Source organism: Streptomyces sp. NPDC059398, assembly GCF_042751845.1.
Classification (GTDB): domain Bacteria; phylum Actinomycetota; class Actinomycetes; order Streptomycetales; family Streptomycetaceae; genus Streptomyces.
Map to the genome: position 1 here is coordinate 1 of NZ_JBHYWP010000051.1, position 23,043 is coordinate 23,043.

Genomic DNA, 23,043 nt, shown 5'->3' on the forward strand with positions numbered 1-23,043 from the left:
GGGTCAGGGGCCCGGTGCACGGCGGCGGCCCGGCCGGTCATTCCCTACATGGCAGCGGACATGTTCGCGGCCCACTCCCAGGGGGCGGCTGTTCCGCCCGGATCCGAGTTGAAGTACTCCCACCCGGCCACTCCCCCGAAGTCGCCGTACTTGCCGGAGAGCTGGGACACGGTCGACTTGAGGGTGTCCATGGGCACGTATCCGCTGCCGCAGTTGGCGGGGTTGGTGATGGTGCCCGCCACCACCTTCCCGGCCGGGACGACTCCGTGGTTCACGACACCCTCGTAGCCGCTGGTGTCGTCCAGCGATCCCCAGCCGCAGTAGAACTGGGCGTTGAACCAGCTGATGGACGATCCCCGGTCACGGTAGAGGGCGTCGTAGCCGAACCCGGAGAGATTCCCTCCGCCGTTCAGGGCGGTGGCGACGGGCGCCAGCGTGACGAGGAAGCCGGCACCGAAGTCGCTGTGCAGCTGGTCGATGACGCGTTCGACGCCGGCCAGCGACATCCCCTCCTCCACATCGAGATCCAGGCCGTCCAGGTGGTGGGTGGTGACGACGTTCTTCAGCTTCGGGTAGTACGTGTCGAAGTCGCTGTCCAGCCGCTGGAAGCTGCCCGCCGCGGCACCGCCGACCATGCCCAGCACATGGACGCCCTTGCTCTGCATCGCCGCCAGGTCGTCCCACATCGGGCCGAACTTGGCGTCGTCGGGCGAGGTGTCATTGAGCGTGACACCACCTCCGTCGTTGAGGTGGATCGCGCCGACGATCACATCCGTGACGCCCGTGCCGTGGTCGGTCAGCCCCTTCGGGGAGACATACGAACCGCTGTTGAACTGGGTCTGGTAGTAGACGACGACACGATGGTCAGTGGCCGCCTGTGCCGGTGCGGCCGTCACCAGGGGCGCCGCCAGACTGATGGCTGCCGCACCGGACAACGTTGCCAGGAACCTCTTCCAGCGCATTGCGGGTCTCCTCATGTGGGGGGGGCGCCCATGAAAGCGCCTTTCGGCCCGCTCCACAAGTGCGCCAACTCTTCGCTCTGGACAGCGGACTTGGGCGACAGCAGCGACAAGACCCCTCAACCCGCCCCTGCCGCCCCGGGGATCCTCCTCGCAGGGGCGCCTCTCGGGGCACCGCCCCGAGTGAGGAGTGAGACCCGGGGCGGCGGAGCCGCGAGTGAGGCTCAGCCCAGCCTGATCTCGGGCTTGTGGAGATCGAACCAGACCGACAGATCCAGCGCCCTCTCCAGGTGCGAGCGCTGCTGTGTGGTGATCGTCGCGCCGTCGGCCCCGACGGCCTCCTGGAGCCGGGCGCGATGGCACAGGTCCAGCGCGGGGTGGCCGGAGGCGAGCAGGTCGGAGGTCTGCGCCTGGATGGCCGCCACATAGTGCGGGTCGAAGCTGCCGGGATAACCGCTCTTCTTGCGCTGCACGACCGATTCCGGCAGCAGGTCGCGGGTGGCCTCGCGCAGGATGCTCTTCTCCCGCCCGTCGAACGTCTTCATCGACCACGGTGTGTTGAAGACGTACTGCACCAGCCGGTGATCGCAGAAGGGCACCCGGACCTCAAGACCCACCGCCATGCTCATCCGGTCCTTGCGGTCCAGAAGGGACTGCACCATCCGGCTCAGATGCAGGTAGCAGACCTGCCGCATCCGCTTCTCCAGACCGCTTTCGCCCTCCTTCAACGGGGCCTCGGCCAAGGCGGTGGCGTAGCTGTCGTGCAGATAGGAGTCGAGCTCCAGCGTCCCGGCGAGGTCGCCGGACAGGACGCCGCTCGGGTCGATCGGGGAGTCTCCGGCCAGCCAGGGGAAAGTCGCTGCCTGCCGTCGCTCGTCGTGGAACCAGGGATATCCGCCGAAGACCTCGTCGGCCGACTCCCCCGACAGGGCGACGGTGGACTGTTCGCGGACCGCGGCGAACAGCAGATAGAGCGAGTTGTCACGGTCACCGAGTCCGACCGGCAGGTCGCGCGCGGCGACGGCCGCCCGCCGTACGGCCGGGTCGGACAGCGCGGCGCCGTCCAGCATGATGTCGCTGTGATCGCAGTCGATGTGCTCCTTGACCGCGTGCACGAAGGGAGTGTCCTGGGTCGGACTGATGTCCATGGCGCGGAAGTTCTTCGCCTGGTCGGGGAAGTCGACGGCGAAGCTCCTTACGGTCTCGCCCTGTTCGCCGAGCTGCCTGGCGGCCAGCGCGGTCATCGCGGAGGAGTCGAGTCCGCCGGAGAGCAAGGAGCAGCGGGGCACGTCCGCGACGAGCTGACGGGCGATGATGTCCTCAAGGAGCTCCCGCACATGCGCGACGGTGGCTTCCCGGCCGTCGGTGTGCTCGGTGGCTTCGAGCTGCCAGTAGGCGTACTCACGAAGGCCGTTGCGGTCCAGGACCGCCACATGACCGGGCTTCAGCTCCCGCATGCCCTCCCACACCGCGAAGCCGGGGGTCTTGGCGAACGAGAAGATCTCCCGCAGTCCGTCCTGCCCCACAACGGCCGGGGCCAGCGGGTTGGCCAGAATGGCCTTGGGCTCCGAGCCGAACAGCACGCCGTCGTCGGTCTCGTAGAAGTAGAAGGGCTTGATCCCCATCCGGTCGCGGATCATGACCAGCTTCTCGGTCCGCGGATCCCAGATCGCGAACGCGTACATGCCGTTGAGCTTCCCGGCCAGCTCCTCGCCCCACTGGAGGTAGCCCCGCAGCACGACCTCGGTGTCGGAGTCGGTCTCGAAGCGGTGGCCCTGGCGGCGCAACTCCTCACGCAGTTCGGTGTAGTTGTACGCCTCGCCGGAGTACACCATCGCGACCGTGCCGTTCTCCGTACGCGCCTCCATCGGCTGGGCGCCGCCGGGAAGGTCGATCACGGCGAGCCGGCGGTGTCCGAGCGCGGCCCTCGGTGTCAGCCATGCCCCCTGAGCGTCGGGGCCGCGGCAGGACATTGTCTCGGTCATGGCGTCGACGGTCTCCCGATGGGCCGTCAGGTCGCGTCGGTAGGAAACCCATCCAGTTATGCCGCACACAGAAGACACCTCTCCGTGGGGGAATTAGGTGTAACAACCATCTCTCTTGCTGTGCGGGCTCCACCACCCAGAGCGACGAACCGGCGGAGTGGTGTTTCTCACCGGTAAACACTTGTTAAGTTCGTGTTTCGAACCCGGCGGCACGGCGCCGGTCCGCTCCTACTTGCGCGGATCCCGGAGCCGCCCGAACGCCTTCGTGAGAGCGCTCAGCGGTGAGCCGTCGGCCTTGGTGGCTGCTGCCCTCGCCTGTCCCGGCGCCTGTGAGGACGGCGGCAGGGGCACGCCGTCGCCACCGGTCGCCTCGGCCAGCGCCGCGTGCGCCGCCTCGGCCGCTTCCCGGTACAGATCACGGGAGTTCGTCATGGCGTCCAGCGCATCGGCGTACTGCGCGACCATGCCCTGGGCGTGGACCAGCTCCTCGTCCGGGGTGAGCAGGTGCCAGCCGTGGCGCAGCCGGTTCAGCGCCCGCTCGGCGTCGGCGGAAAGCGGGCGGGGCAGCGCGGCGAACTCCGTGATCTTTCCGAGGAGTTCCGCCGGGGCCGAGCCGTCCAGGAAGACATTGCGTACGGTGAAACGCCCGGCATCGATGTCCGAGCCCTGCGCGTCCATGGGCAGGATGACGGCGCCACCGCGCGGCAGCCGCACACCCAGCTCGCGCTTCATCGCGACATCGGCGATCTGCGTCTGCTCCGGCGTGGCCCGGTGCTCGACCACCCGGTGCCGCAGGCTCGGCGGCAGGAACACCGAGACGGGCTGTCTGCCCCGCTCGTCCGGTGTCATCGCCTCATGCACCACGACATGGACGAACCAGCTCTGCCGCGTGCACTCGCGCAGCCGGCGGCGCAGTTCGTCGTCGTCCTTCGGCAGATGGTTCACCGTCCGCAGACGTACGCCCGGCACGGTTTCGTGGTCCCAGGGGACCTGGTCGCTGTCCGGCCAGAACATGGTGGCGGGCGAGGGCCAGTGCGCCTGCCACGGCCGCTCGGCCTCGGCGGCGAGGACCCAGGTGACGCCCTCACCCTCCTTGCGGCGGGCCTCGGGATCGTAGGTGGTCAGCTGGGCGCGCACCGTGACGTCGTCGGCCACCGGCCAGCGGGCCTCGAAGAGGCGGCGGGCCGACGGGCCCGGGTCGGCGGACTCGTCCCGCGGGTGCAGGACGGTCGAGCGCGCGGCCTCGGCGGGGTCGAGGTCCCGGAAGTCGCCGAGCACCCCGGCCGCCTTGAGGGCGATCAGGTTACGCCGGACGTCCTGCTCGGGCTCGGGCCCGAGGTGGCGCCCCCTCCCCAGCCATACGGTGTCCGGGACGGGCGTCGTTGAGGTGCTCTTCTTGGCCATGTGATCGTTCTGTAGGGGGCTCGGGGCCCGACCAGTATGGTCCGTGGGCCTGTCGATGGAAGGTACCCCGTCCGCGCCGCACCACGCTCGAACGACCGTACGCGGATGTCAGGGCAGCGCGCGGTGCCGGTCCTGGCCGCCGCCGGCCCGGCGACGGAACCGCCCACCCGAACCGTGCCACCCGGCCGCGAACCGGGTCACCGGGCGGGGGCGGGACACCGGGCGGGGCAGACCACCGGCCACCAACCGGGCCATCGGCCGGGGACCGGCTCACCTGTCATGCACCCGCCGCTCGGCAGCGCCCCACGCCGTGGCGTTGCCCCGCGGTTCGTAGCGCACCAGCGGCTGGGTGCGGGCGATGAGCACACGTATGGCGGCACGGTCGTCCAGTACGCGACGGGCGCGCGCCTGGACGAGCGCGTTGCCGAGGGCGGCGGCCTCGGCCGGGCCCGCCACGACCGGCAGGCCGCAGGCGTCGGCGGTCAGCTGGCACAGCAGGGCGTTGCGGGCTCCGCCGCCGACGATGTGCACGGTGTCGACCGGTCGGTCGGCGAGTCTCATGGCGGCGGCGATCGCGCGGCGGTGCGCGAGGGCCAGTGAGTCGAGGATGCAGCGGACCGTCTCCGCCTGGGTACGCGGAACGGGCTGGCCGGTGGCGCGGCAGGCGGCGGCGATCCGCTCGGGCATCCGGCCGGGGGCGAGGAACGCGGTGTCGCCCGCGTCCACGACCGACCTCAGCGGCGGTATGCCGGCGGCGTCCCGCAGCAGTGGGGCGAGATCAGGGCCACCCCAGGCCCGCAGACACTCCTGGAGCAGCCAGAGGCCCATGATGTTGCGCAGATACCGGACGGTGGAGTCGGTGCCGAGCTCATTGGTGAAATTCGCCGCCCGGCTCGCCTCGCTCAGGACGGGGGCGTCCAGCTCCAGGCCCGCGAGCGACCAGGTGCCGGTGCAGATGTACGCGAAGCGGGCGGTGGACGCCGGTACCGCTGCCACCGCGGACGCGGTGTCGTGCGAGCCGACCGCGGTCACCGGGACCGGGCCGGTCAGCCCGGTCTCCTCCAGGACGTGCGGCAGCAGCAGCCCCGCCGGGTCGCCGGGTCTGCGCAGCGGAGCGAACATCCCGAGGTCGATGCCGAGCCGTCCGGCGATGCCGTGGGCCCAGTCACCGGTGCGCGGATCGATCAGCTGGGTGGTGGAGGCGTTGGTCAGCTCGGTGCCCGGCTGCCCGGTGAGCCAGTACGTCAGAAGATCGGGCACGAGCAACAGGCGCTCAGCCGCAGCGAGTTGGGCGCTCCCCTGGGCGGCGAACAGCTGATAGAGCGTGTTGAAGGGTGCGTACTGCACTCCGGTGGCCGCGTACAGCTCGGCGGCCGGCACCGTCTGCCACACTCGCTCCGCGACCCCTTCGGTGCGGCCGTCGCGGTAGTGCACCGGATTGCCGAGCAGCGCGCCGTCCGCGTCGAGCAGCCCGTAGTCGACGGCCCAGCTGTCGATACCGACCGAGGTCACCGGCCCCGCGGCCCGCAGCCCGTCGAGCACGCCCGCGTACAGCGACAGCACGTCCCAGTGCAGGGTGCCGCCCGTCCGTACGGGGCGGTTCGGGAAGCGGTGAGCCTCCGTCAGGTCAATTACGTCAGGGCCGATCCGGACGGCCATCACCCGCCCACTGGAGGCACCGAGGTCGACTGCGGCGAAGGTGAGGGGGGCAGCGGGGGTCACGGTGGCCTCGCGGAGGGGTCGTCGGGTGGACTGCGGAGACGGCGTGCGGGGCGCGTCCGCGGTGACAGGGAGGACGGACCGAGGTCAGCGCGGGAACGCCGCCGTAGCGGGGTGGACTCAGGTCGCACGAGCGCCGCGGTGGCGGGGACGGGCCCGGGTCGCACGAGCGCCGCCGTAACGTGAGGGCGGGCCCGGCTCGCACGAGCGCCGCCGTAACGTGGGAACGGGCCCGGGCCGCACGAGCGCCGCCGTGGCGGACCGGGCGAGCGGGCGCAGGAGCCCCGCCGGATGAGGGCGGCCAGGAGTCAGCGCAGGAACGCCGCTGCGACGCCCGCGTCCACCGGGATGTGCAGCCCAGTGGTGTGCGTCAGGTCCCCGCCCGTCAGCGCGAACACCGCGTTCGCCACATGCTCAGGCAGGACCTCGCGCTTGAGGAGGGTGCGCTGGGCGTAGAACTCGCCGAGCTTCTCCTCCTCGATCCCGTACGTCGCCGCGCGCTGCGCGCCCCAGCCGCCCGCGAAGATCCTCGACCCGCGTACGACCCCGTCCGGATTGACGCCGTTGACCCGGATCCCGTACTCCCCCAACTCTGCCGCGAGAAGTCGTACTTGGTGGGCCTGGTCGGCCTTCGTGGCGGAGTACGCGATGTTGTGCGGGCCGGCGAAGACCGCGTTCTTTGAAGTGATGTAGACGATGTCGCCGCCGAGGGACTGGGCCCTCATCACCCGTGCCGCTTCGCGCGAGACGAGGAAGGAGCCGCGCGCCATGATGTCGTGCTGCAGGTCCCAGTCCCGGGCGGTCGTCTCCAGCAGCGGCTTGGAGATGGAGATGCCCGCGTTGTTGACCACCAGATCGACACCGCCGAACGCCAGCGTCGCGGTCCTGAACGCCTCGGCGATCTGCTCCTCGGATGTCACGTCCACGGTCACCGCGACAGCCCGGTCCGGACCGCCCAGCTCAGCGGCCACGGCTGCGGCGCTGTCACCGTCCAGATCCGCGACCACCACACAGGCCCCCTCCGCCACCAGACGGTGTGCGACGGCCTTCCCGATGCCGCTGCCCGCCCCCGTCACCAGAGCCACCCGGGCCGCGAGCGGCCTGGCCGCCGGCATCCGCCGCAGTTTGGCCTCCTCCAGCTCCCAGTACTCGATGCGGAACTTCTCCGACTCCTCGATGGGCGCATAGGACGAGACAGCCTCGGCGCCGCGCATCACATTGATCGCGTTGACATAGAACTCCCCCGCCACCCGCGCCGTCTGCTTGTCCTTGCCGAAGGAGAACATCCCGACACCCGGGACGAGCACGATCGCCGGGTCCGCGCCCCGCATGGGCGGCGAGCCGGGCTCCGCGTGCCGGTGGTAGTACGCGGCATATTCCTCCCGGTACGCGGTGTGCAGTTCCCCGAGCCTCGCCACCGTCTCGTCGAGCGGTGCGGTGGGCGGCAGGTCGAGAACGAGCGGCCTGATCTTGGTACGGAGGAAGTGGTCCGGGCAGGAGGTGCCGAGGGCCGCCAGCCGCGAGTGCCCGGCGCTCGCGAGGAAGTCGAGGACGGCCCCGCGGTCGTCGAAGTGGCCCACTTGCGGCCGGTCCTGCGAGGCGAGCCCCCTGATCACCGGGGCCAGCTGCGCGGCCCGCTCCCTGCGCTGCGCGCCGCCGAGGGCCGCGTACCCCTCGACCATCGGCCCGAACGGCTCGGCCCTGCCGTGCTCGGCGAGGAAGGTCTCGGCAGTGCGGATGATGTGCAGCGCGTTCTCCTCGCACTCCTCCGAGGTGCCGCCCCAGGCGGTGATGCCGTGGCCGCCCAGTACACAGCCGGTCGCCCGCGGATACGCCTCCCGCACGGCGGCGATGTCCAGCCCGAGCTGGAATCCCGGGCGGCGCCACGGCACCCACACGACCCGCTCGCCGAAGCACTCGGCGGTCAGCCTCTCGCCGTCCGCCGCGCAGGCGAGGGCGATTCCCGAGTCGGGGTGGAGGTGGTCGACGTGTGCCGCGTCCACCAGGCCGTGCATCGCGGTGTCGATGGACGGCGCCGCACCGCCCCTGCCGTGCAGGCAGTAGTCGAAGGCGGCGACCATCTCGTCCTCGCGGTGCACCCCCGGATACACGTCCTTGAGCGCCCGGAGCCGGTCGAGCCGCAGTACGGCGAGACCTTCGGCGGTGAGCGTACCGAGGTCGCCGCCGGAGCCCTTGACCCACATCAGCTCGACCTCGCCCCCGGTCACCGGGTCGGTGCCGGTGCCCTTGGCGGAGGTGTTGCCACCCGCGTAGTTGGTGTTGCGCGGATCGGAGCCGAGCCGGTGCGAGCGGGCCAGCAGTTCTTCGGACGGGGTCGCGGAGGCCATGAGACAAGTCCTTACGAGGTGAGGTCGCCCGATTGAAACGAATCAAACATGGCCCGTACGGAAGAAGTCCGTCAAGACATTGACCCGCACCCGTGCGATCACTTGTGTGACATGAATCCTTTCAGCAGCCCCTGTTCCTCTGCCCCGGGCCCCGTTCCCGGTCAGCCGCGTGCACCGAACCAGGCCGTCAGCGCCTTCTCCAGGAGCGCGTGGTCCGGTGGGGTGCCCGTCCCGGCGGACCACGCGACGATGCCGTCGGGGCGGATCAGCAGGGCCGCGATACCGCGGTGCGCCTCCTCCGCGGCCAGGCCCGCCGCCACCAGCCCGACCCATGGCGCCCAGTCGGCCGCCGGTCCCGCCTCCGCTCCCGGCGCGATGAGTACCCCGCGGCCGGTCACGGTGTGGTCCGACAGCCGCGAACCGTCGTCGAGGCGCAGGTCCGGGACCGGGCACCCGAGCAGCGGCATCGACTCCTCGGACACCCCGTCCGCGTACGGCATCGGGTGCCGGCTGTCGAGGCCCCCCAGCATGCGCCCGAAGAACGCGTTGGCCTCGTCGACCTCCTCCAGCAGCTCACCCATGAGGTCGCGCAGGGCCCCCACATGCGGGCCGGGACGCATCAGGGCGACCTGTGCGCGGGTGTTGGCCAGGACGCGGGCGCCCACCGGGTGACGTTCGGCGGTGTACGTGCCGAGCAGCCCGTCGGGCGCCCGGCCGCCGACCACCGCCGCCAGCTTCCAGCCCAGGTTGACGGCGTCGAGGAGCCCGAGGTTGAGTCCCTGCCCGCCGAACGGCGAGTGCACATGTGCCGCGTCGCCCGCGAGCAGGACCCGGCCGCTGCGGTAGTCGGTCGCCTGGCGGGCGTTGTCGGTGAAGCGCGTGGCCGACCTGACCGCGGTCACGACGACGTCCGTACCCGTGACATGGCTCGCCGCCGCCTGCAGTTCCTCGACGGTGACCGGTGCGTCACGGTCGGCGGGCGGACCGTCGAAGCGCGCCAGGAAGAGCCGGCCGGGAGTCGGTCCATAGGCCATCATGCCGGTCTCGGTACGGCGCCAGCCGTACGGCAGGAGTGCATCGGGGTCGGCGTAATCGGCCACGATCTGATGCCCCGTCATAGTCGGTTCCGTACCGGGGAACACGAAGCCGCTGAGCTTCCGTACGAGGCTGCGCCCGCCGTCGCACCCCACCAGCCAGCGGCCGCGCAGTGTTTTCCGTCCCCCCGGCCCGTCGGTCCCGACGTCCACACCTCCGGCGTCCTGGGTCAGTCCGGTGACGGCCCGTCTGCGCTCGATCCGCACCCGGGGCAGCGCTGCCACCGATTCCCCGAGGATCGCCTCCAGGGCCTGCTGGCCCACCACCGCCATCGCCCGCTCACTCTCACCGCGTTTGGCCGCGTCGATGCTCCACAGGCCGGCGAAATGGCCCTTGCCGCCGAAGGCCGCCTTCCTGCCGACCGTGGCGGCGACCTCGCCGGACGAGGCGCCGGTCTCCTCCAGATCACGCATACGGGCGTCGAGTTCGGGGTTCTTGGCGCGGAAGTTGCTGAGGATGTCGGACATGGTCCGCAGCGAAGCCGCGTCCAGGGCGGGGCCGAGTCCTCTGCGCCGCAGGGCCTCCACGGCGAGGGGGCCGATCGCTCCGGCCTTGACCGTCGGATCGATCTCGGTGTTGCGCTCCACGACGAGACAGGAGACCCCGGCGATGCCCAGCTCATGGGCGAGCATCAGGCCGGTCGGCCCTGCCCCCGCGATCAGCACGTCGGCGTCGAACTCCTCGGGCATGGGGTGAGTTGTCATGGGAACGAGTATGCGCGAAAACTTTTATTGACTACAAGCTTTGAGCCGAATCCATTTTTCTCGTACGGTGGGCCCATGGCAGACAGGCAGGCCGACGCACCCCCACTGGGGCGGCGGGAGCGCAAGAAGCGGGAACTGCGGAACCACATCTCGGGCGTCGCGACGCGGATGTTCCTGGAGCGCGGCTTCGAGGCCGTCACGGTGGCCGAGATCGCCGAGGCGGCGGACGTGTCCGCGATGACGGTCTTCAACTACTTTCCGCGCAAGGAGAACCTCTATCTGGACCGCGGGCCGGAGATCACCTCTCTGCTCACCGCGACGGTCCAGGACCGCGATCCTGACGAACCGCCGCTGGCGGCGCTGCGCCGGATGGTCCTGCGCCTCATCGACGAACGCCATCCCCTGAGTGGCCTGGTCGACGGCATGGGCCACTTCCTGCAAGTGGTCCTGGACAGCCCGGCGCTGAGCGCCCGCTGGCGCGAGATGTCCGAGGAGGCGACGGTCGCGCTGACGGAGGCCCTGGCCGTCGCCGCGGGCCGCTCGCCGCTCGATCCGGAAGTGCGTTATACGGCCGCGTCGGTGCAGACCATCCGTGACACCGTCAACCGTGAAGCGGCACGGCGTACGGCCGCCGGGGAAAGGGCGGACGCGATCCACCCCGGTCTCCGTCTCCTGGCCGGCCGGCTCTTCGACGCCCTGGAGGGCGGCGTCGGCGCGGACTGGGGTACGGCACCGGGCCCGTCCCGGGGGTAGCCCCTCGCGCTGGACCGCAACATGCCCTCCGTCCCGGCCACCCCGGGGTCAGAGCATCTCCAGCGTTCCCCTCCCCGCCGGGGGAGGAAATGCCCCGTCCAGAGCCCGCAGGTCCTCGTCGGTGAGGCGCAGATCGAGGGCCGCCCGGTTCTCCTCCACATGGGCCGCGGACGATGCCTTGGGGATGGCGATGACGTTCTCGTGCCGCAGCACCCAGGCGAGTGCCACCTGAGCCGGGGTGCTCCCCTGCGCGGCGGCCACCGCCCCCAGGGCCTGGTGCCCCAGCAACCGGCCCTGCTCGACCGGTGAGTACGCCATGACCGGCACCGACAGCTCCCGGCACCGAGGGAGGAGCGCGTGCTCGGGGCCGCGCCGGGTGAGGTTGTAGAGCACCTGGTCCGTCTGGGGGCGCGCCCCGCCCGGCAGCCCGTCCAGATCGTCCACGTCGAAGTTGCTGACGCCCCACGAGCCGATACTGCCGTCCGCCACCAGCGCCTCGAAGGCCTCGACCGTCTCGGCGAGCGGTACGCCGCCGGGCCAGTGCAGCAGATAGAGGTCGATCCGGTCGGTCCCCAGCCTGCGCAGGCTCGCCCGGCAGGCTTTGACGGTGCCGCGGGCATCGGCGTTCGACGGCAGTACCTTGCTCACCAGGAAGACCTCGTCCCGCCGGCCGCGGATCGCCTCGCCGACGAGTTCCTCGGCGGCGCCGCTCCCGTACATCTCCGCCGTGTCGATCAGCGTCATGCCCAGGTCGATACCCCGGCGCAGCGCGGTGAGTTCGCCGGAGCGCCGCGCGGGATCGTCCCCCATGTGCCAGGTGCCCTGCCCCAGAGCGGGCACCGCGGCCCCGGAGGGGAGTGTCACTGTGCGAACCGCTGTCATCGTGGGTCTCTCCTCTGGTGCGCGCCTGGGCCCTGTCCCGGACCGGGGCGGACCTCGTAGCCACGGGGGCTTGATCCAGGATCGCAGGCCGCGGGACGGCGGGCCCGTCAGCCCCGGCCCTGTCCGTCACCGGTCATACGGGGTGCCGGGCCCGGGGCTGACGGGTCCGGGGCCGTCGTGCGGTGGCTCCGTTCACCCGGATCCGGCGGGCTCCACAGACGGGTGGCGCAGCAGCCGTCCGCCGACCGCCGCGGCGAACACCACCACACAGGCGGCGAAGACCAGCCCGGCGTCGCGGAGGCCGAGCGCGAGGGTGAGCGCTCCGACTCCGATCACCGGCAGTGAGATGCCCAGATACGCCACCACGAAGTAGGCCGACGTGGTCTCGCCGCGCCGGTCCTCGGGCGCTCGGGCGCTCACCGCGGCCATCCCGGCCCTGAACGAGAGTCCCTGGCCGAGCCCCGACACCACCGCGCCCACCACCAGCAGCGCCAGCGAGGTGAACAGCAGGGAGCAGCCGATGCACACCATTCCGGCCACGAGTACGAAGCACCCTGCGGGGAGCGCGCGCGCCACACCGATCCGGACCATCGCCAACTGCCCCACCGTGGAGGCCGCGAACGCCGCGAAGACCACCGCTCCGGATACCGCCAGGTCCTGCACTCCCAGTGTCTTGGCCATGAAGCTCGGTGCGACCGAGGTGAAAAGACCGAACATCGAGAACCCGGCGAAAGCGGCCAGCGCGGCGGGGACGAACACGCCGCGTACCTGCTGGGGTACGTGTGGCAGCCTGGGCCGCAGCGCGGGGCGCGGCTCGCGGCGGGGTACGGTCTCGGGCAGCGGGAGCGTCAGCGCGATGGCCAGCGCCAGCAGCCCCAGGTGGACGAGGTACGGCAGCCGCAGCGGCCAGGGCGCGTAGGCCGCCAGAATCCCGGCCAGCAGTGGCCCGCAGCCCAGGCCGCCCATGTTCGCCGCGGTCGCCGCGAATCCCGCCCGGCCGCGCCGGTCTCCCGGCGCCAGCTCCATCACGGCGACGGTGGCGGTGCCGGTGAAGAGCCCCGCGGACAGCCCGGAAAGGACCCGGCCGGTGAAGAGCAGCGGCAGGCCCCCCTCGAAGACAAAGCACAGCGCGCTCGCCACGGAGAACCCGAGCGCCGCCAGCAGCACCGGGCGCCGGCCCAGCAGGTCCGAGAAGTCGCTCGCCAGGACGAGTACGGCGATGACTCCGGCCGCGTACGTCGCGAAGATGATCGTCACCATCAGTGACGAGAACCCGATCTGCTCCTGGTAGAGCCCGTACAGCGGGGTGGGCAGAGTGGTTCCGGCCATGCCGACCGCGAAGGTGAACGCGGCCGCCTTGTACTGCCAGGGCCGCGCCGGCGCCGGGCTCGTCGATGCTCTGTCCATAGCGAACACCGTAACGACCGGGGCGCCCCGGCGCGGCGCGGGAAGGTCCGGGCGGACCCGGCAGGGGCAGGGCGCTCCCGCCGGGTCCGTCCGTCTCAGTCCAGGGTCGCCCCGGACGTCTCGGGCGCCCAGGCGAAGGACACCACGGCGCCGAGTACCAGGAACACGCTGAGAATCGTCATGGACGGCGAGAAGCCGAGATGGTCGATGCTCATCGGCAGCAGAAAGGTGCCGACGGCGGAACCGACCCGGCTGAGGCCGTTGAGCAGTCCGACACCGGAACTGCGCAGAGCCGTCGAGAAGAGCTCAGGGGGATAGACCTGGTCGAGATTGGACGAGGCCGACATCATGAAGGTGAAGACCAGGAAGAGAACGAAGAGCAGAAGCTTCGGCGCTCCCGGCCAGACCCCCATGGGGCCCAGTGCGACAGCCATCACCGCAAAGGACCCGATGACGAATCCGCGGCGTGAGAATCGCGCCACGAACCAGAGTCCGGCGATGCTGCCGAGCAGAAGGAAAACGTTCAGCAGCCCGTCGCCGAGAAAACCGCCCTTCAGCCCGAACTTGGCCATGACGATGGGCAGGAATGTGTAGATGGCGAAGTAGGGGATGACCTGGCAGTTGTAATAGAGGACGCCGAATGCGGTCTTGCGCCATTGTTCCGCGCTGAACAGTCCGCGATAGGAGGCCGAGGGGGCCTTCTCGGTGCCGGGACCGGCGGCGATGGAGGCGAAGTCCACATGCCGGCCGATGTACTTCTCCACGACGGCACGGGCCTCTTCCACCCGCCCCTTGCTGATCAGCCATCGAGGTGATTCCGGGGTGCCGATGCGCATGAGCAGGACCACCAGCGCGGGCAGCGCACTGCTGGCCAGCAGCCACCGCCAGGCGTCGCCGCCCTGGTCGATGAGGTAGTTGCCGAAGAAGAAGGAGCAGATGTAGCCGATCGTCCACATGGCGGTGAGCGAGGCCAGCAGAAATCCGCGGTGGCGCCGGGGACAGAATTCGGCCACGAGCGTCGGCCCGATCGCGTAGTCGGCGCCGATCCCGATCCCGATGAGGAGCCGCAGGACGAAGAGCTCCACCGGCCCGCCGGCCCAGAACTGCGCGATCGACGCCACAGTGATCAGAACGAAGTTCAGCATGTAGAGCTGCTGACGTCCTATGCGGTCCGCAAGCCAGCCGAGGGTGATGCTGCCGATGAAGATACCGATGAGCGCCGAGGCCCCCAGCAGCCCTTCCCAGGCGGAGCCGAATCCCATCTGGGGCCGTATGAGCGTCAACGCGATTCCGATGACGCCGAGTTGGTATCCGTCGGAAAAATTGGCCCCGAAGGTGAGCGCGGTGATTTTGATATGGAATCTGTTGAGAGGCGCGTCGTCAAAGGGGACGAGTTCCGGCTCTGCCACCGGAACAGGAGCTAGCTTATTTTCAGGCATCGTCCCACTTAGGTCCTATCCTCGTGGAAGTCGTCTTTCCCGGCGCCCGCCCACGTACGGTCAGGTGCGGGCCGGCGGACGGTGGAGTCCCGCCCCGCACCCTTGCCACGCCATGAATAACAAGTTTCATGTAGATTCATCGATGAATGGAAACGTGTCAAGAGGTGGGCCGCGATTGATCGGAACGGTCTTCGAACTGACGGCCCGTCAGCCTGTGTTCGGGCTGTCCGGCGAAGGCGTACGAGGGGCCGGACGAGGCCTGAGGACTGGCCCGCAGCACTGAGCCGGGCCCCGGCCGGAGGCGGTCCGCCCCGGGCGGGGCCCGGCGTCCCTGCCGTACGGCCTCAGTGAGCAGGTGGGAGACTCATTTCGCCGAGGCTCACCACTCCGCGTACGATGCCCAGCTCCACCAGATCCTCGGGGCGCAGACGCAGTTGCTCGGCGGTCTCCCCGATCCGGTCCGGGCCGCGCTTGAGGATGGCGGCGGCCGCCTCCGGCGCGATCACCGAGAAGTAACTGTCCTGCGCGGCCCAGAGGTTGCCCGGCGCGGCCAGCGCCAGTGCGCCGCCGGAACCGCCCTCGCCGACGAGGAGCGAGGTGAGCGGCACCCGGGCGGTGGCCATGGCGTGGAAGAGCCCGGCGATGGCCGGACCGGCCCCGGACCGTTCCGCTTCGGCGTCGTTGGCGGCGCCGGGTGTGTCGATGAGGGTGAGGACCGGGATGCCCAGAGCGTCGGCGAGGGTGACCAGACGGGTGGCGGTGCGGTAACCGGCGGGACGGGTCGGCGTACCGCACTGCGCCGCGTAGGCGACGGTCCGCCCCCGGTGGATTCCGAAGCCGCAGCGCATCCCCGGGTCGGTGCCGCCGCACCGGTCCCCCGAGATCTCCCGGACGGGGCCGCCGAAGTAGGCGGTGAGACAGGCGGCGGCCCGTGGGCGACCGGCTGACCGGGCCAGGGCGACCGCCTCCAGGCCGGTGAGGCCGCGCCCCGGTCCGGTGACAGGCGTGCCGGGCGGCTCGGGCGCCTCGGCGCCCCGCGGTCCGGACAGCAGCAACAGCCAGTCGGCCAGGGCGGTACGCAGCTCATCGGAGTGGACCAGCGCGTCGATGTGCCCGGCGGCCCGTTGACCTTCGGCGCTGTACGCGGCCGGGTCGGCGTCCGGTGGCCGTACCCGTGATCCGGCGAATCCCACCTGCCCGCCGGGCAGCGCGAGGACGATGTCCGCACCGGCTCCGAGGGTGGCCCAGCCACCGCCCGTCGTGGGGTCGCGCGCGACCGCGATCTGCGGGATACCGGCGGCCCGCAGCAGCGCGGACTGCCGTGCCACACGCTGTAGTTGGGTCAGCGCCCGCATGCCCTCCTGCATCCGGCTGCCACCGGTGGCGGTCAGCGTGACGAGCGGGAGGCGCCGCTCCCCCGCCAGGGTGAAGGCCGCCTCCAGGAGGTCACCGGTGGCCTCGCCGAGCGAGCCGCCGAGGAAGCCGAACTCGAAGGAGACGAGAACGGCGCCGCTGCCGCCGACCGACGCGGTCCCGCAGACCACGGACTCGCGCTCACCGGTCGTGGGGGGGGGGGGCGGGGGGGGCGGCGGGGGGCCCGCGCGCCCCCCCCCCGCGCCGCCGCGCCCCGCCCCCCCCCCCCCGGGGGGCGGGGGGGCGGGCCCCCGCCCCCCCGCCCCCGAGCCGGCGCCCCCGCCCCCGCGGGGGCCCCCGTCGGCCGCTCCGGCGCGCGGCGGGGGCGCCAGTTCGGTGAAGGAACCCGGATCCGCCACGGCGCCGATCGCCTCGCGTGCGGTCCACGCCTCAGGCATGCAGCGCGCGCTTCATGATCTTGCCCATGTCGTTGCGGGGCAGCTCGTCGAGCAGCCGCACCTCGCGGGGCCGCTTGTGGGGAGCCAGCTGCTGTGCCACATGCCGGCTCAGCTCGTCGGCGGTGGGCGGGCGCCGCATGTCCGCGGGGACGATCCAGGCGACGATGCGCTCCCCCAGGTCCGGGTCGGCCTCCCCGGTGACCGCCGCCTCACGTACCGAAGGGTGGTCGAGCAGGGCGTTCTCGATCTCCCCCGCGCCGATCTTGTAGCCGCCGCTCTTGATGAGGTCGGTGGCCTTGCGGCCGACGATGCGTACGGCCCCGTCGGGATCGCGCGTCGCCATGTCGCCGGTACGGAACCACTCGCCGTCGAAGGCCGCGGCGGTCGCGTCCGGGCGGTTCAGATACTCGGTGAACAGGTTGGGGCCCGACACCTGGATCTCACCGACGCTCTCACCGTCGTACGCCGTGATCTCCTCGCCTGTCTCCTCGACCAGCCGGACCTGCACCCCGTTCAGCGGCACGCCGACCGTGCCGGGCCGGGGCTCGCCGTCGGCGCGGACGCTGGTGTTCATCAGGGTCTCCGTCATGCCGTACCGCTCGATGACCCGCCGCCCCGTGGCCGAGGCGATGCGCTCGTGGTCGTACACGGGGAGCGCGGCCGACCCCGACACCAGGAGGCGGGCACCGGACAGCGCAGCGGAGAGCGCGGGGTCGTCGGCGAGGGCGTCCGCGATGCGGTGGTACATGGTGGGGACGCCGAAGAACATCGTTCCGTGGGCGGCCAGTTCGCGGGCGACCGCGGCCGTCTCGAAGCGGCCGGCATGGTGCACGGACCCGCCCCGGCGCAGCGGTCCGAGAATACCCAGGATCAGCCCGTGGACGTGGAAGAGGGGGAGGCAGTGGACCAGTACGTCGTCGCCGGTCCACTCCCAGGCGTCGGCCAGCGCGTCCAGCGTGGAGGTGATCGCCCGGCGGGGCAGGACGACGCCCTTGGGCGGTCCGGTGGTGCCTGAGGTGTAGACGATCAGCGCGGGCGCCCCGGCGGACGGCTCGGCGGGGAGCTGGGGAGGCCCGGACGCCGCCCGTACGTCGATGTCCAGCCGGTCCAGCCCGGTCAGCGCCGGGGGCAGTTCGTCGCCTGGCGCCGCGAGGACCAGCGACGGGGCGCTGTCGGACAGGATGTGCGTCAGCTCGCGCTCACCGGTACGCGGATTGAGCGGTACGGCGGGCACTCCGGCGAGCAGCGCGGCGACCACGCCCACGGCGGTCTCCAGGGTGGGCGTGGCCCAGACGGCGATCCGGCCGGCCCCGCCGATCCGGGACGCCAACACACCTGCTGCCGCGGCCAGTTCGGCATGGGTGAGCGACCGGTCGCCGAAGGTCAGCGCGGGACGGGCCGAGCCGGCGGTCAGGGCCGGGAAGAGAGGGGGCATACGTCGGACTCCTCATTTCGTGGTGGAGGGCTGAGCGGGGCGGGCGGTCGGCGGGGTCGCGCGACGCGCTGTCGTCGGCGTCGGTCGGTCCAGGTACTCCTCCTCTCAGGCCACCCCGACCCTCTTACCCGGTACGCCGCCGGGCTCCTCACCGGACGTACGCGACCGCACCACCAGCTGCGCCACCGCGGTGACGGCGAGGTTGGGCAGCAGCGCCACCAGTCCCGGGTCCATTGTCCCCAGGTCCACGTCGCCGAAGGTCAGCCAGGTGAGAACCGCGACCCCGGTGAGGATGCCGAGCAGTGCGGGGACCGCGTCCAGGCGTACCTTCCTGGCCAGGCCCATGGTGATCGCCGGGGCCAGCTGGCTGAGTCCGCCGAAGGTGAGCAGCAGGAGATTGGCGAGAAGGTCGGGGCGGGACAGCCCGAGACAGAGTGCGAGGGCCGCGGCCACGACCGCGCACACATGGTTCGTGCGCAGCTGGGTGCGCTCACTGCGGACGCTCAGGACGTTGCGGGACAGCAGGCTGGAGATGCCCACGATGATCGCGGCGGACGGCACCATGGCCGCCGATGCCGCGGCGACCGCCACCACGCCGACCAGCCAGCCCGGCAGGGTCTGACCGGCGAGCGTCAGCGCCACCGCGTTCCCGGGCGAGTCCGGTGAAACCATGAGGATCCCGGCGAATCCGACGATGACCGGGATGCCGAGGGCTATCTGGTAGAGGGGCAGCCAGACGGCGTTGGAGCGCAGTGCCCGGCCACTGCGGGCCGCGAGGACCGGCGGCCACAGATGGGCCATGGTTCCCAGTCCGCCGCCGATACCGGAGATGATGACCGCGCTGACGAAGAAGGTGGCGTCATAACCCTTCTGATCGAGCGTCAGTAGATCGGGGCGAGTGTTCCGTACGGTCTCGAAGAGGCCGCCGACACCGCCCTTCACCGAGATCGCGACCCCGATGAACAGGACGAGGAGTCCGACGACCATCAGCGCGTCCTTGAGGTAGGCGACGCGGGCCACTCCCCGGATACCGGACCACAGCACGAAGCCGACGGTCAGGACGGTGGCCAGGATCATGCTGAGGTTGCCGCCCGTGCGGCTGCCCGTCGCCAGTTGGACGATCAGACCGAGTCCGCTGATCTGCAACTGGAGGTAGGGCAGCAGGAACACGGCCCCGACGATGGCGACGACCCGGCCCAGGAGCGGGCTGCGGTACCGCTCGGCGAAGAAGTCGGCCTGCGTCAGATAGCCGTGCTTGGCGCCGAGTTGGCGCATTCTCGGGGCGGTGAAGTACTGCAGGACGAAGTTGATGGCCAGGTAGCAGAGGGCGTACGAGGCGGCGACCCCGCCACCGAAGGCCAGACCCGCGAGGCCCAGGAAGCTGAAGGTGGTGAAGGACTCCCCCGCTTGGAGAAACCAGGTGGTGAAGGTGGAGAACTTCCTTTCGCCCACGGTCCATTCGCCGAGCCTTCCCCTGGCCGGGCGGCGTCTGCCGAATCCGACCACGGCGATGGCGAGCATGCCGGTCGTGGCGATGACACTGGTGCTGTTCATGCCGCGGTCTCCGTCTCGGGGGTGTCCTCGCGCGCCTCGGCGGGCAGGGCGAAGCGGTCGGTGAGGGCGAGTCCTGCTGTCGTCCCGGCGGTCCACAACAGGCACCAGGCCAGTACGGAGGGGACGCCGAGCCAGAGGTGGGGCCCGTTCACGAAGGGCAGGAACGGTGTGCTGAGGAACGCCATTACGGGCACGACGGCCCAGATCAGGTGCAGTCTTCTCATGGGGACTCCCGGGATGCGACAGCTTCAGGCAGGGGCGATGACCGGCCGCCGGCGCCCGTGCCGGGTCGCGGCCTCGAAGGCGGCGCCGACGTCGAGCACGGCGGCGTCGGCACGCGGCGGGCCCACGATCTGCAGGCCGACGGGGAGCCCGGCGCCGGTGAAACCGGCGGGCACCGAAAGGGCGGGGGCACCCAGTACGGAGAGGAAGTACGCGGAGCGCATCCAGTCGAGATAGCTGTGCTGGGGCCGCCCGTCGATCAGCGTGGGGTACTCCTCGCCGACGGGGAACGGGGAGACCTGGCTGACGGGCGCGAGCAGCACGTCGTACCGCTCGAAGAAGTCGGTCGCGGCCAGATGGATACGGCTGTGCTCGGCGGTGGCGCGCGCGAGGTCCGCGCCGGTGAGGCGCCGCCCCTCCTCGATGTTCTGGACGAGGCTGGGCTTGAGCGCGTCGCGCCGCTGGTCCAGGAGCGGTCCGAATCCGAGGCTGAACGCCTGGGCGCGCAGGGTCCTGAAGACGTATTCGGCGCCATCGAGGTCCGGGCATGCCTCTTCGACATGACACCCCAACTCCTCGAAGACCGCCGCCTGTCGCTCCAGTACACCGGCCACGTCCCGGTCGACAGGCACCCGCCCGCCGAGGTCGGGCGCCCAGGCGACCCGGAGCCCCGTCAGCTGACCGCCCGCCCGGCCATGTGCACGCCCTCCATTCCCCGCGGGCGCGCGGAAGACATGGCCCGGCATCTCCAGAGAGAGCGGGCAGCGGGGGTCGGGGCCCGCCATAACGGAGAGGAGCAGGGCGGTGTCCGCGACCGTGCGCCCCATGGGGCCCGGGACCGCGAGCGTGTCCCACACATCGCCGGAGGGGTGGGACGGGACCCGGCCGGGGGTGGGCCGCAGTCCCACGACGTTGCAGAAGGAGGCGGGGTTGCGCAGCGAGCCGCCCATGTCGCTGCCATCGGCCAGCGGCTGCAGTCCGGCGGCGAGCGCGGCCGCTGCGCCTCCGCTGCTGCCACCGGCCGAGCGCCCGGTGTCGTACGGATTGCGGGTCGCGCCGAAAACCGGATTGAACGTGTGCGAACCCGCCGCGAACTCGGGCACGTTGGTCTTGCCGATACGGATGGCGCCCGCCGCCTCGATGCGCTGGACCAGGAGTTCGTCCTCGTCCGGCACATGGTCGGCGAAGAGCGGCGAACCATGGGTGGTGCGCATTCCGCGGGTCAGATGGGTGTCCTTGAACGCGATCGGCAGCCCGTGCAGGGGGCCGGTCGCCACGCCCCGCGCCATACGCTCGTCGGCCGCGGCCGCCGCGGCGAGCGCACCCTCCTCGTCCAGGGTGACGATGGCGTTGACCGCGGGGTTGATCCGGGCGATCCGGTCGAGATGGGCCCGGACGACCTCACGGGCCGAGAGGTCGCGGCTGCGCAGACGCTCTGCGAGTTCCGTGGCGTCGAGCATGCAGAGGCTGTCGGCCGTGTCTTCGATCATGCGGCACACATTGAAGGCCGCTGACCAGATAAGTCAACAGACCTGCGTACATGAGTTTTTCAGACGCTGATATTTTTCACTTGCATATTCTGGTCAACGGGCCAGAAGGTGCGTCAGACATAACCCCGGAGGAGGGGTGTGGCCGTCCCGCTCCGTTTCAGCGCCTCGACCACCAGATGGGACTGGACCGCCTGGACGCGCCGCACCCACGGCGCGGCGGTCAGGAACTCGTGCAGCGCCGCCTTGGAAGGCTGTGTGACATCGACAAGCAGCTGGTACTCGCCCATGACGACCGCCGCGTACCGTACGAGCGGTGAGGCGACGAGCAGCTGCCCGACGGCCTCCACCTCGTCGGGACGCGTCTTGATCCACAGCAGCGCCTCGACCGGCAGGCCGAGCAGCGCGGGCTCCATGGAGGCCCGGATACTGACGAGTCCGTCGCGGGTCAGCGATTCCACTCGCCGACGGGCGGTGGCCAGCGAGACACCCGCCACCGCGGCCAGTTCCTCATGTGTGCACCGCCCGTCCTCGGCCAGCGCCCGCAGGATCGACCGCTCCTCGGGCCCCACGTCGGAGTCCGGCACGGCGACGCCGTCCGCGACGGGAGAGCGGCCGCCGAGCGCCGCGATCTCGTCCTCGTCCAGGATTTCCGGCTGCCACTCGTGCACCGTACGGAAGTAGCGCAGAACGGGCGAGACATTCTGCGAGAGAAGTCCGGGCAGGGCAGGAACCTCATCGAGCATCAGATGCGCCAACTGCCCCGGCGGGCACTGCAGTTCGGCCACGCAGTCGACTGCCCCCGCCAGTACGTAGCTGAAGACGGCGTCGTCGCGTCCGGCCGCCGCGGCCGCCGCGTCCCGTACCGCTCCCGGGCGGCAGTTCATCCGCAGGATCACGGTCTCCCCGCGCACCACAAGGCCCGTGACGGACACCCGCCCGCTCTCCAGAAGCCGCAGACCGCGCCGGGCCACCTTCCGCTCCGGCTCCCTGAGCGCGGAGGCGATCCGCCGCCAGGGCGCCCGCCCGTCTATCTGGAGCGCTGCGGCGATACGGCGGTCGAGGGCGTCGAGTTGCCGGACAGGCGGTGTCACAGTCGTCGGTGGCGTCACATCGCGACCCTATGCGGTCCGGGTACGAGGGCCGGTGCCCCGTACCCAGGAACCCCGGAGGCGGCGGTGCGGAGCCCGGCAGGCCGTCGGGGTCGGTCCGGCCGGCAGGCAATCGCCGCCGGCCCGGTCAGAAGTAGTGCTTACGCCCGCCGACCGCGCGTCCGGTCGCGCCGAGTATCCAGAGAAGTGCGCCGACCACGACGAGAATGCCGCCGACCGTCGTCAGCAGGGACATACCGACCAGCAGGCCGATGATGAGCAGGATGACACCGAGGATGATCATGTCAGTTCCGATCTTCACGTCTCTTCAGTGCGCGCGGATTCCTGTCCTGCGGGAATCCGCATCGCCCTCTTCATGCCCGGTACACGACCTGGGCCAGGGGACATCGCGGCCTTCCACGTGATCGGTGGCTGCTGGATCCCTTTTGTGCTCCATCCGTGTGCCCGGCCCTCCGCAGCCCATGCACACGCGGGTCATGGGTCCCGCACGAAGACGCGGAGAGAAGACACGAAGAGGTGAAGCCGGGGCACGATTTGTGGCCGCCACGGCGACGCGCCCCACGGAGCCGGCTGCGGAGAGCGGCACGCCCCGGCGCCCCGGACGGTGCGCCGGTGGTGACATGGTGTTTGGCGCCCCGGCGGGGCCGGCGGGGGCCAACCCACGGGACACGCCGCGCCCCCCCCCCCGCCCCCCCCCCACACACCCCCCCCCCCCCGGGGGGGGGCC

17 protein-coding genes are annotated in these 23,043 nt (G+C 71.1%); 1 reads left to right on the forward strand and 16 read right to left on the reverse strand.

All coding sequences use genetic code 11. From position 1 onward, the window contains the following. Window positions 1-44 precede the first annotated feature (44 nt). From ACFXBC_RS19240 to ACFXBC_RS19265, 6 genes are all read right to left on the reverse strand, one after another. Window positions 45-962 carry a glycosyl hydrolase family 18 protein gene (locus ACFXBC_RS19240; RefSeq protein ID WP_385025298.1) on the reverse strand — a complete coding sequence of 306 codons (918 nt, stop codon included), beginning with the start codon at window positions 960-962 and terminating at the stop codon, window positions 45-47. Between the two features lie 221 nt (window positions 963-1,183). Further along, window positions 1,184-3,013 carry an asparagine synthase (glutamine-hydrolyzing) gene (gene asnB, locus ACFXBC_RS19245; protein WP_385025301.1) on the reverse strand — a complete coding sequence of 610 codons (1,830 nt, stop codon included), beginning with the start codon at window positions 3,011-3,013 and terminating at the stop codon, window positions 1,184-1,186. A gap of 159 nt (window positions 3,014-3,172) precedes the next feature. After that, window positions 3,173-4,348: a hypothetical protein gene (locus ACFXBC_RS19250; protein WP_385025304.1), complete on the reverse strand. Its 1,176-nt coding sequence runs from the start codon at window positions 4,346-4,348 to the stop codon at window positions 3,173-3,175. A gap of 270 nt (window positions 4,349-4,618) precedes the next feature. After that, window positions 4,619-6,007, reverse strand: coding sequence for a rhamnulokinase family protein (locus tag ACFXBC_RS19255; RefSeq protein WP_385025428.1), 1,389 nt, complete (start codon window positions 6,005-6,007; stop codon window positions 4,619-4,621). 368 nt (window positions 6,008-6,375) lie between these two features. Continuing rightward, on the reverse strand, window positions 6,376-8,415 hold the full coding sequence (locus ACFXBC_RS19260; RefSeq protein ID WP_385025307.1) for a bifunctional aldolase/short-chain dehydrogenase: 2,040 nt from the start codon (window positions 8,413-8,415) through the stop codon (window positions 6,376-6,378). Between the two features lie 161 nt (window positions 8,416-8,576). Beyond that, the gene (locus ACFXBC_RS19265; RefSeq protein ID WP_385025310.1) at window positions 8,577-10,214 is read right to left on the reverse strand and encodes an FAD-dependent monooxygenase; all 1,638 of its coding nucleotides are present in this window, start codon (window positions 10,212-10,214) and stop codon (window positions 8,577-8,579) included. Between the two features lie 75 nt (window positions 10,215-10,289). On the opposite strand from ACFXBC_RS19265, the gene ACFXBC_RS19270 reads away from it, so the two are divergent. Further along, window positions 10,290-10,967: a TetR/AcrR family transcriptional regulator gene (locus ACFXBC_RS19270; RefSeq protein WP_385025313.1), complete on the forward strand. Its 678-nt coding sequence runs from the start codon at window positions 10,290-10,292 to the stop codon at window positions 10,965-10,967. A gap of 48 nt (window positions 10,968-11,015) precedes the next feature. On the opposite strand, the gene ACFXBC_RS19275 is transcribed toward ACFXBC_RS19270, so the two are convergent. From ACFXBC_RS19275 to ACFXBC_RS19320, 10 genes are all read right to left on the reverse strand, one after another. Continuing rightward, complete coding sequence (locus ACFXBC_RS19275; RefSeq protein ID WP_385025316.1) at window positions 11,016-11,849, reverse strand: aldo/keto reductase; 834 nt, start codon at window positions 11,847-11,849, stop codon at window positions 11,016-11,018. A gap of 192 nt (window positions 11,850-12,041) precedes the next feature. Further along, window positions 12,042-13,256 carry an MFS transporter gene (locus tag ACFXBC_RS19280; protein ID WP_385025319.1) on the reverse strand — a complete coding sequence of 405 codons (1,215 nt, stop codon included), beginning with the start codon at window positions 13,254-13,256 and terminating at the stop codon, window positions 12,042-12,044. A gap of 95 nt (window positions 13,257-13,351) precedes the next feature. Continuing rightward, window positions 13,352-14,665: an MFS transporter gene (locus ACFXBC_RS19285; protein WP_385025322.1), complete on the reverse strand. Its 1,314-nt coding sequence runs from the start codon at window positions 14,663-14,665 to the stop codon at window positions 13,352-13,354. Between the two features lie 374 nt (window positions 14,666-15,039). Then, window positions 15,040-16,506: a carboxyl transferase domain-containing protein gene (locus ACFXBC_RS19290; protein ID WP_385025325.1), complete on the reverse strand. Its 1,467-nt coding sequence runs from the start codon at window positions 16,504-16,506 to the stop codon at window positions 15,040-15,042. Further along, window positions 16,499-17,941: an acyl-CoA synthetase gene (locus ACFXBC_RS19295; protein WP_385025328.1), complete on the reverse strand. Its 1,443-nt coding sequence runs from the start codon at window positions 17,939-17,941 to the stop codon at window positions 16,499-16,501. Before ACFXBC_RS19295 ends, ACFXBC_RS19290 begins: the two co-directional genes overlap by 8 nt. A 105-nt stretch (window positions 17,942-18,046) precedes the next feature. Further along, window positions 18,047-19,495 carry a sodium:solute symporter gene (locus ACFXBC_RS19300; RefSeq protein WP_385025330.1) on the reverse strand — a complete coding sequence of 483 codons (1,449 nt, stop codon included), beginning with the start codon at window positions 19,493-19,495 and terminating at the stop codon, window positions 18,047-18,049. Then, a complete protein-coding gene (locus ACFXBC_RS19305) occupies window positions 19,492-19,719 on the reverse strand; it encodes a hypothetical protein (protein WP_385025333.1) in 228 nt (75 codons plus the stop codon). Before ACFXBC_RS19305 ends, ACFXBC_RS19300 begins: the two co-directional genes overlap by 4 nt. A 24-nt stretch (window positions 19,720-19,743) precedes the next feature. Next, window positions 19,744-21,207 (reverse strand): amidase, encoded by a 1,464-nt coding sequence (locus ACFXBC_RS19310; RefSeq protein WP_385025336.1) that lies wholly within the window; start codon window positions 21,205-21,207, stop codon window positions 19,744-19,746. Between the two features lie 113 nt (window positions 21,208-21,320). Further along, on the reverse strand, window positions 21,321-22,316 hold the full coding sequence (locus tag ACFXBC_RS19315; protein ID WP_385025339.1) for an Lrp/AsnC family transcriptional regulator: 996 nt from the start codon (window positions 22,314-22,316) through the stop codon (window positions 21,321-21,323). Window positions 22,317-22,443: 127 nt separating this feature from the next. Beyond that, window positions 22,444-22,599, reverse strand: coding sequence for a DUF6131 family protein (locus ACFXBC_RS19320; protein WP_385025431.1), 156 nt, complete (start codon window positions 22,597-22,599; stop codon window positions 22,444-22,446). Between the last annotated feature and the right edge of the window lie 444 nt (window positions 22,600-23,043).

Coding starts and splice junctions, on each gene's coding strand:
- ACFXBC_RS19240 (WP_385025298.1), bottom strand. CDS start 962: ATGCGCTGGAAGAGGTTCCTGGCAACGTTGTCCGGTGCGGCAGCCATC.
- ACFXBC_RS19250 (WP_385025304.1), bottom strand. CDS start 4,348: ATGGCCAAGAAGAGCACCTCAACGACGCCCGTCCCGGACACCGTATGG.
- ACFXBC_RS19255 (WP_385025428.1), bottom strand. CDS start 6,007: ATGGCCGTCCGGATCGGCCCTGACGTAATTGACCTGACGGAGGCTCAC.
- ACFXBC_RS19260 (WP_385025307.1), bottom strand. CDS start 8,415: ATGGCCTCCGCGACCCCGTCCGAAGAACTGCTGGCCCGCTCGCACCGG.
- ACFXBC_RS19265 (WP_385025310.1), bottom strand. CDS start 10,214: ATGACAACTCACCCCATGCCCGAGGAGTTCGACGCCGACGTGCTGATC.
- ACFXBC_RS19270 (WP_385025313.1), top strand. CDS start 10,290: ATGGCAGACAGGCAGGCCGACGCACCCCCACTGGGGCGGCGGGAGCGC.
- ACFXBC_RS19275 (WP_385025316.1), bottom strand. CDS start 11,849: ATGACAGCGGTTCGCACAGTGACACTCCCCTCCGGGGCCGCGGTGCCC.
- ACFXBC_RS19280 (WP_385025319.1), bottom strand. CDS start 13,256: ATGGACAGAGCATCGACGAGCCCGGCGCCGGCGCGGCCCTGGCAGTAC.
- ACFXBC_RS19290 (WP_385025325.1), bottom strand. CDS start 16,506: ATGCCTGAGGCGTGGACCGCACGCGAGGCGATCGGCGCCGTGGCGGAT.
- ACFXBC_RS19295 (WP_385025328.1), bottom strand. CDS start 17,941: ATGCCCCCTCTCTTCCCGGCCCTGACCGCCGGCTCGGCCCGTCCCGCG.
- ACFXBC_RS19300 (WP_385025330.1), bottom strand. CDS start 19,495: ATGAACAGCACCAGTGTCATCGCCACGACCGGCATGCTCGCCATCGCC.
- ACFXBC_RS19305 (WP_385025333.1), bottom strand. CDS start 19,719: ATGAGAAGACTGCACCTGATCTGGGCCGTCGTGCCCGTAATGGCGTTC.
- ACFXBC_RS19310 (WP_385025336.1), bottom strand. CDS start 21,207: ATGATCGAAGACACGGCCGACAGCCTCTGCATGCTCGACGCCACGGAA.
- ACFXBC_RS19320 (WP_385025431.1), bottom strand. CDS start 22,599: ATGATCATCCTCGGTGTCATCCTGCTCATCATCGGCCTGCTGGTCGGT.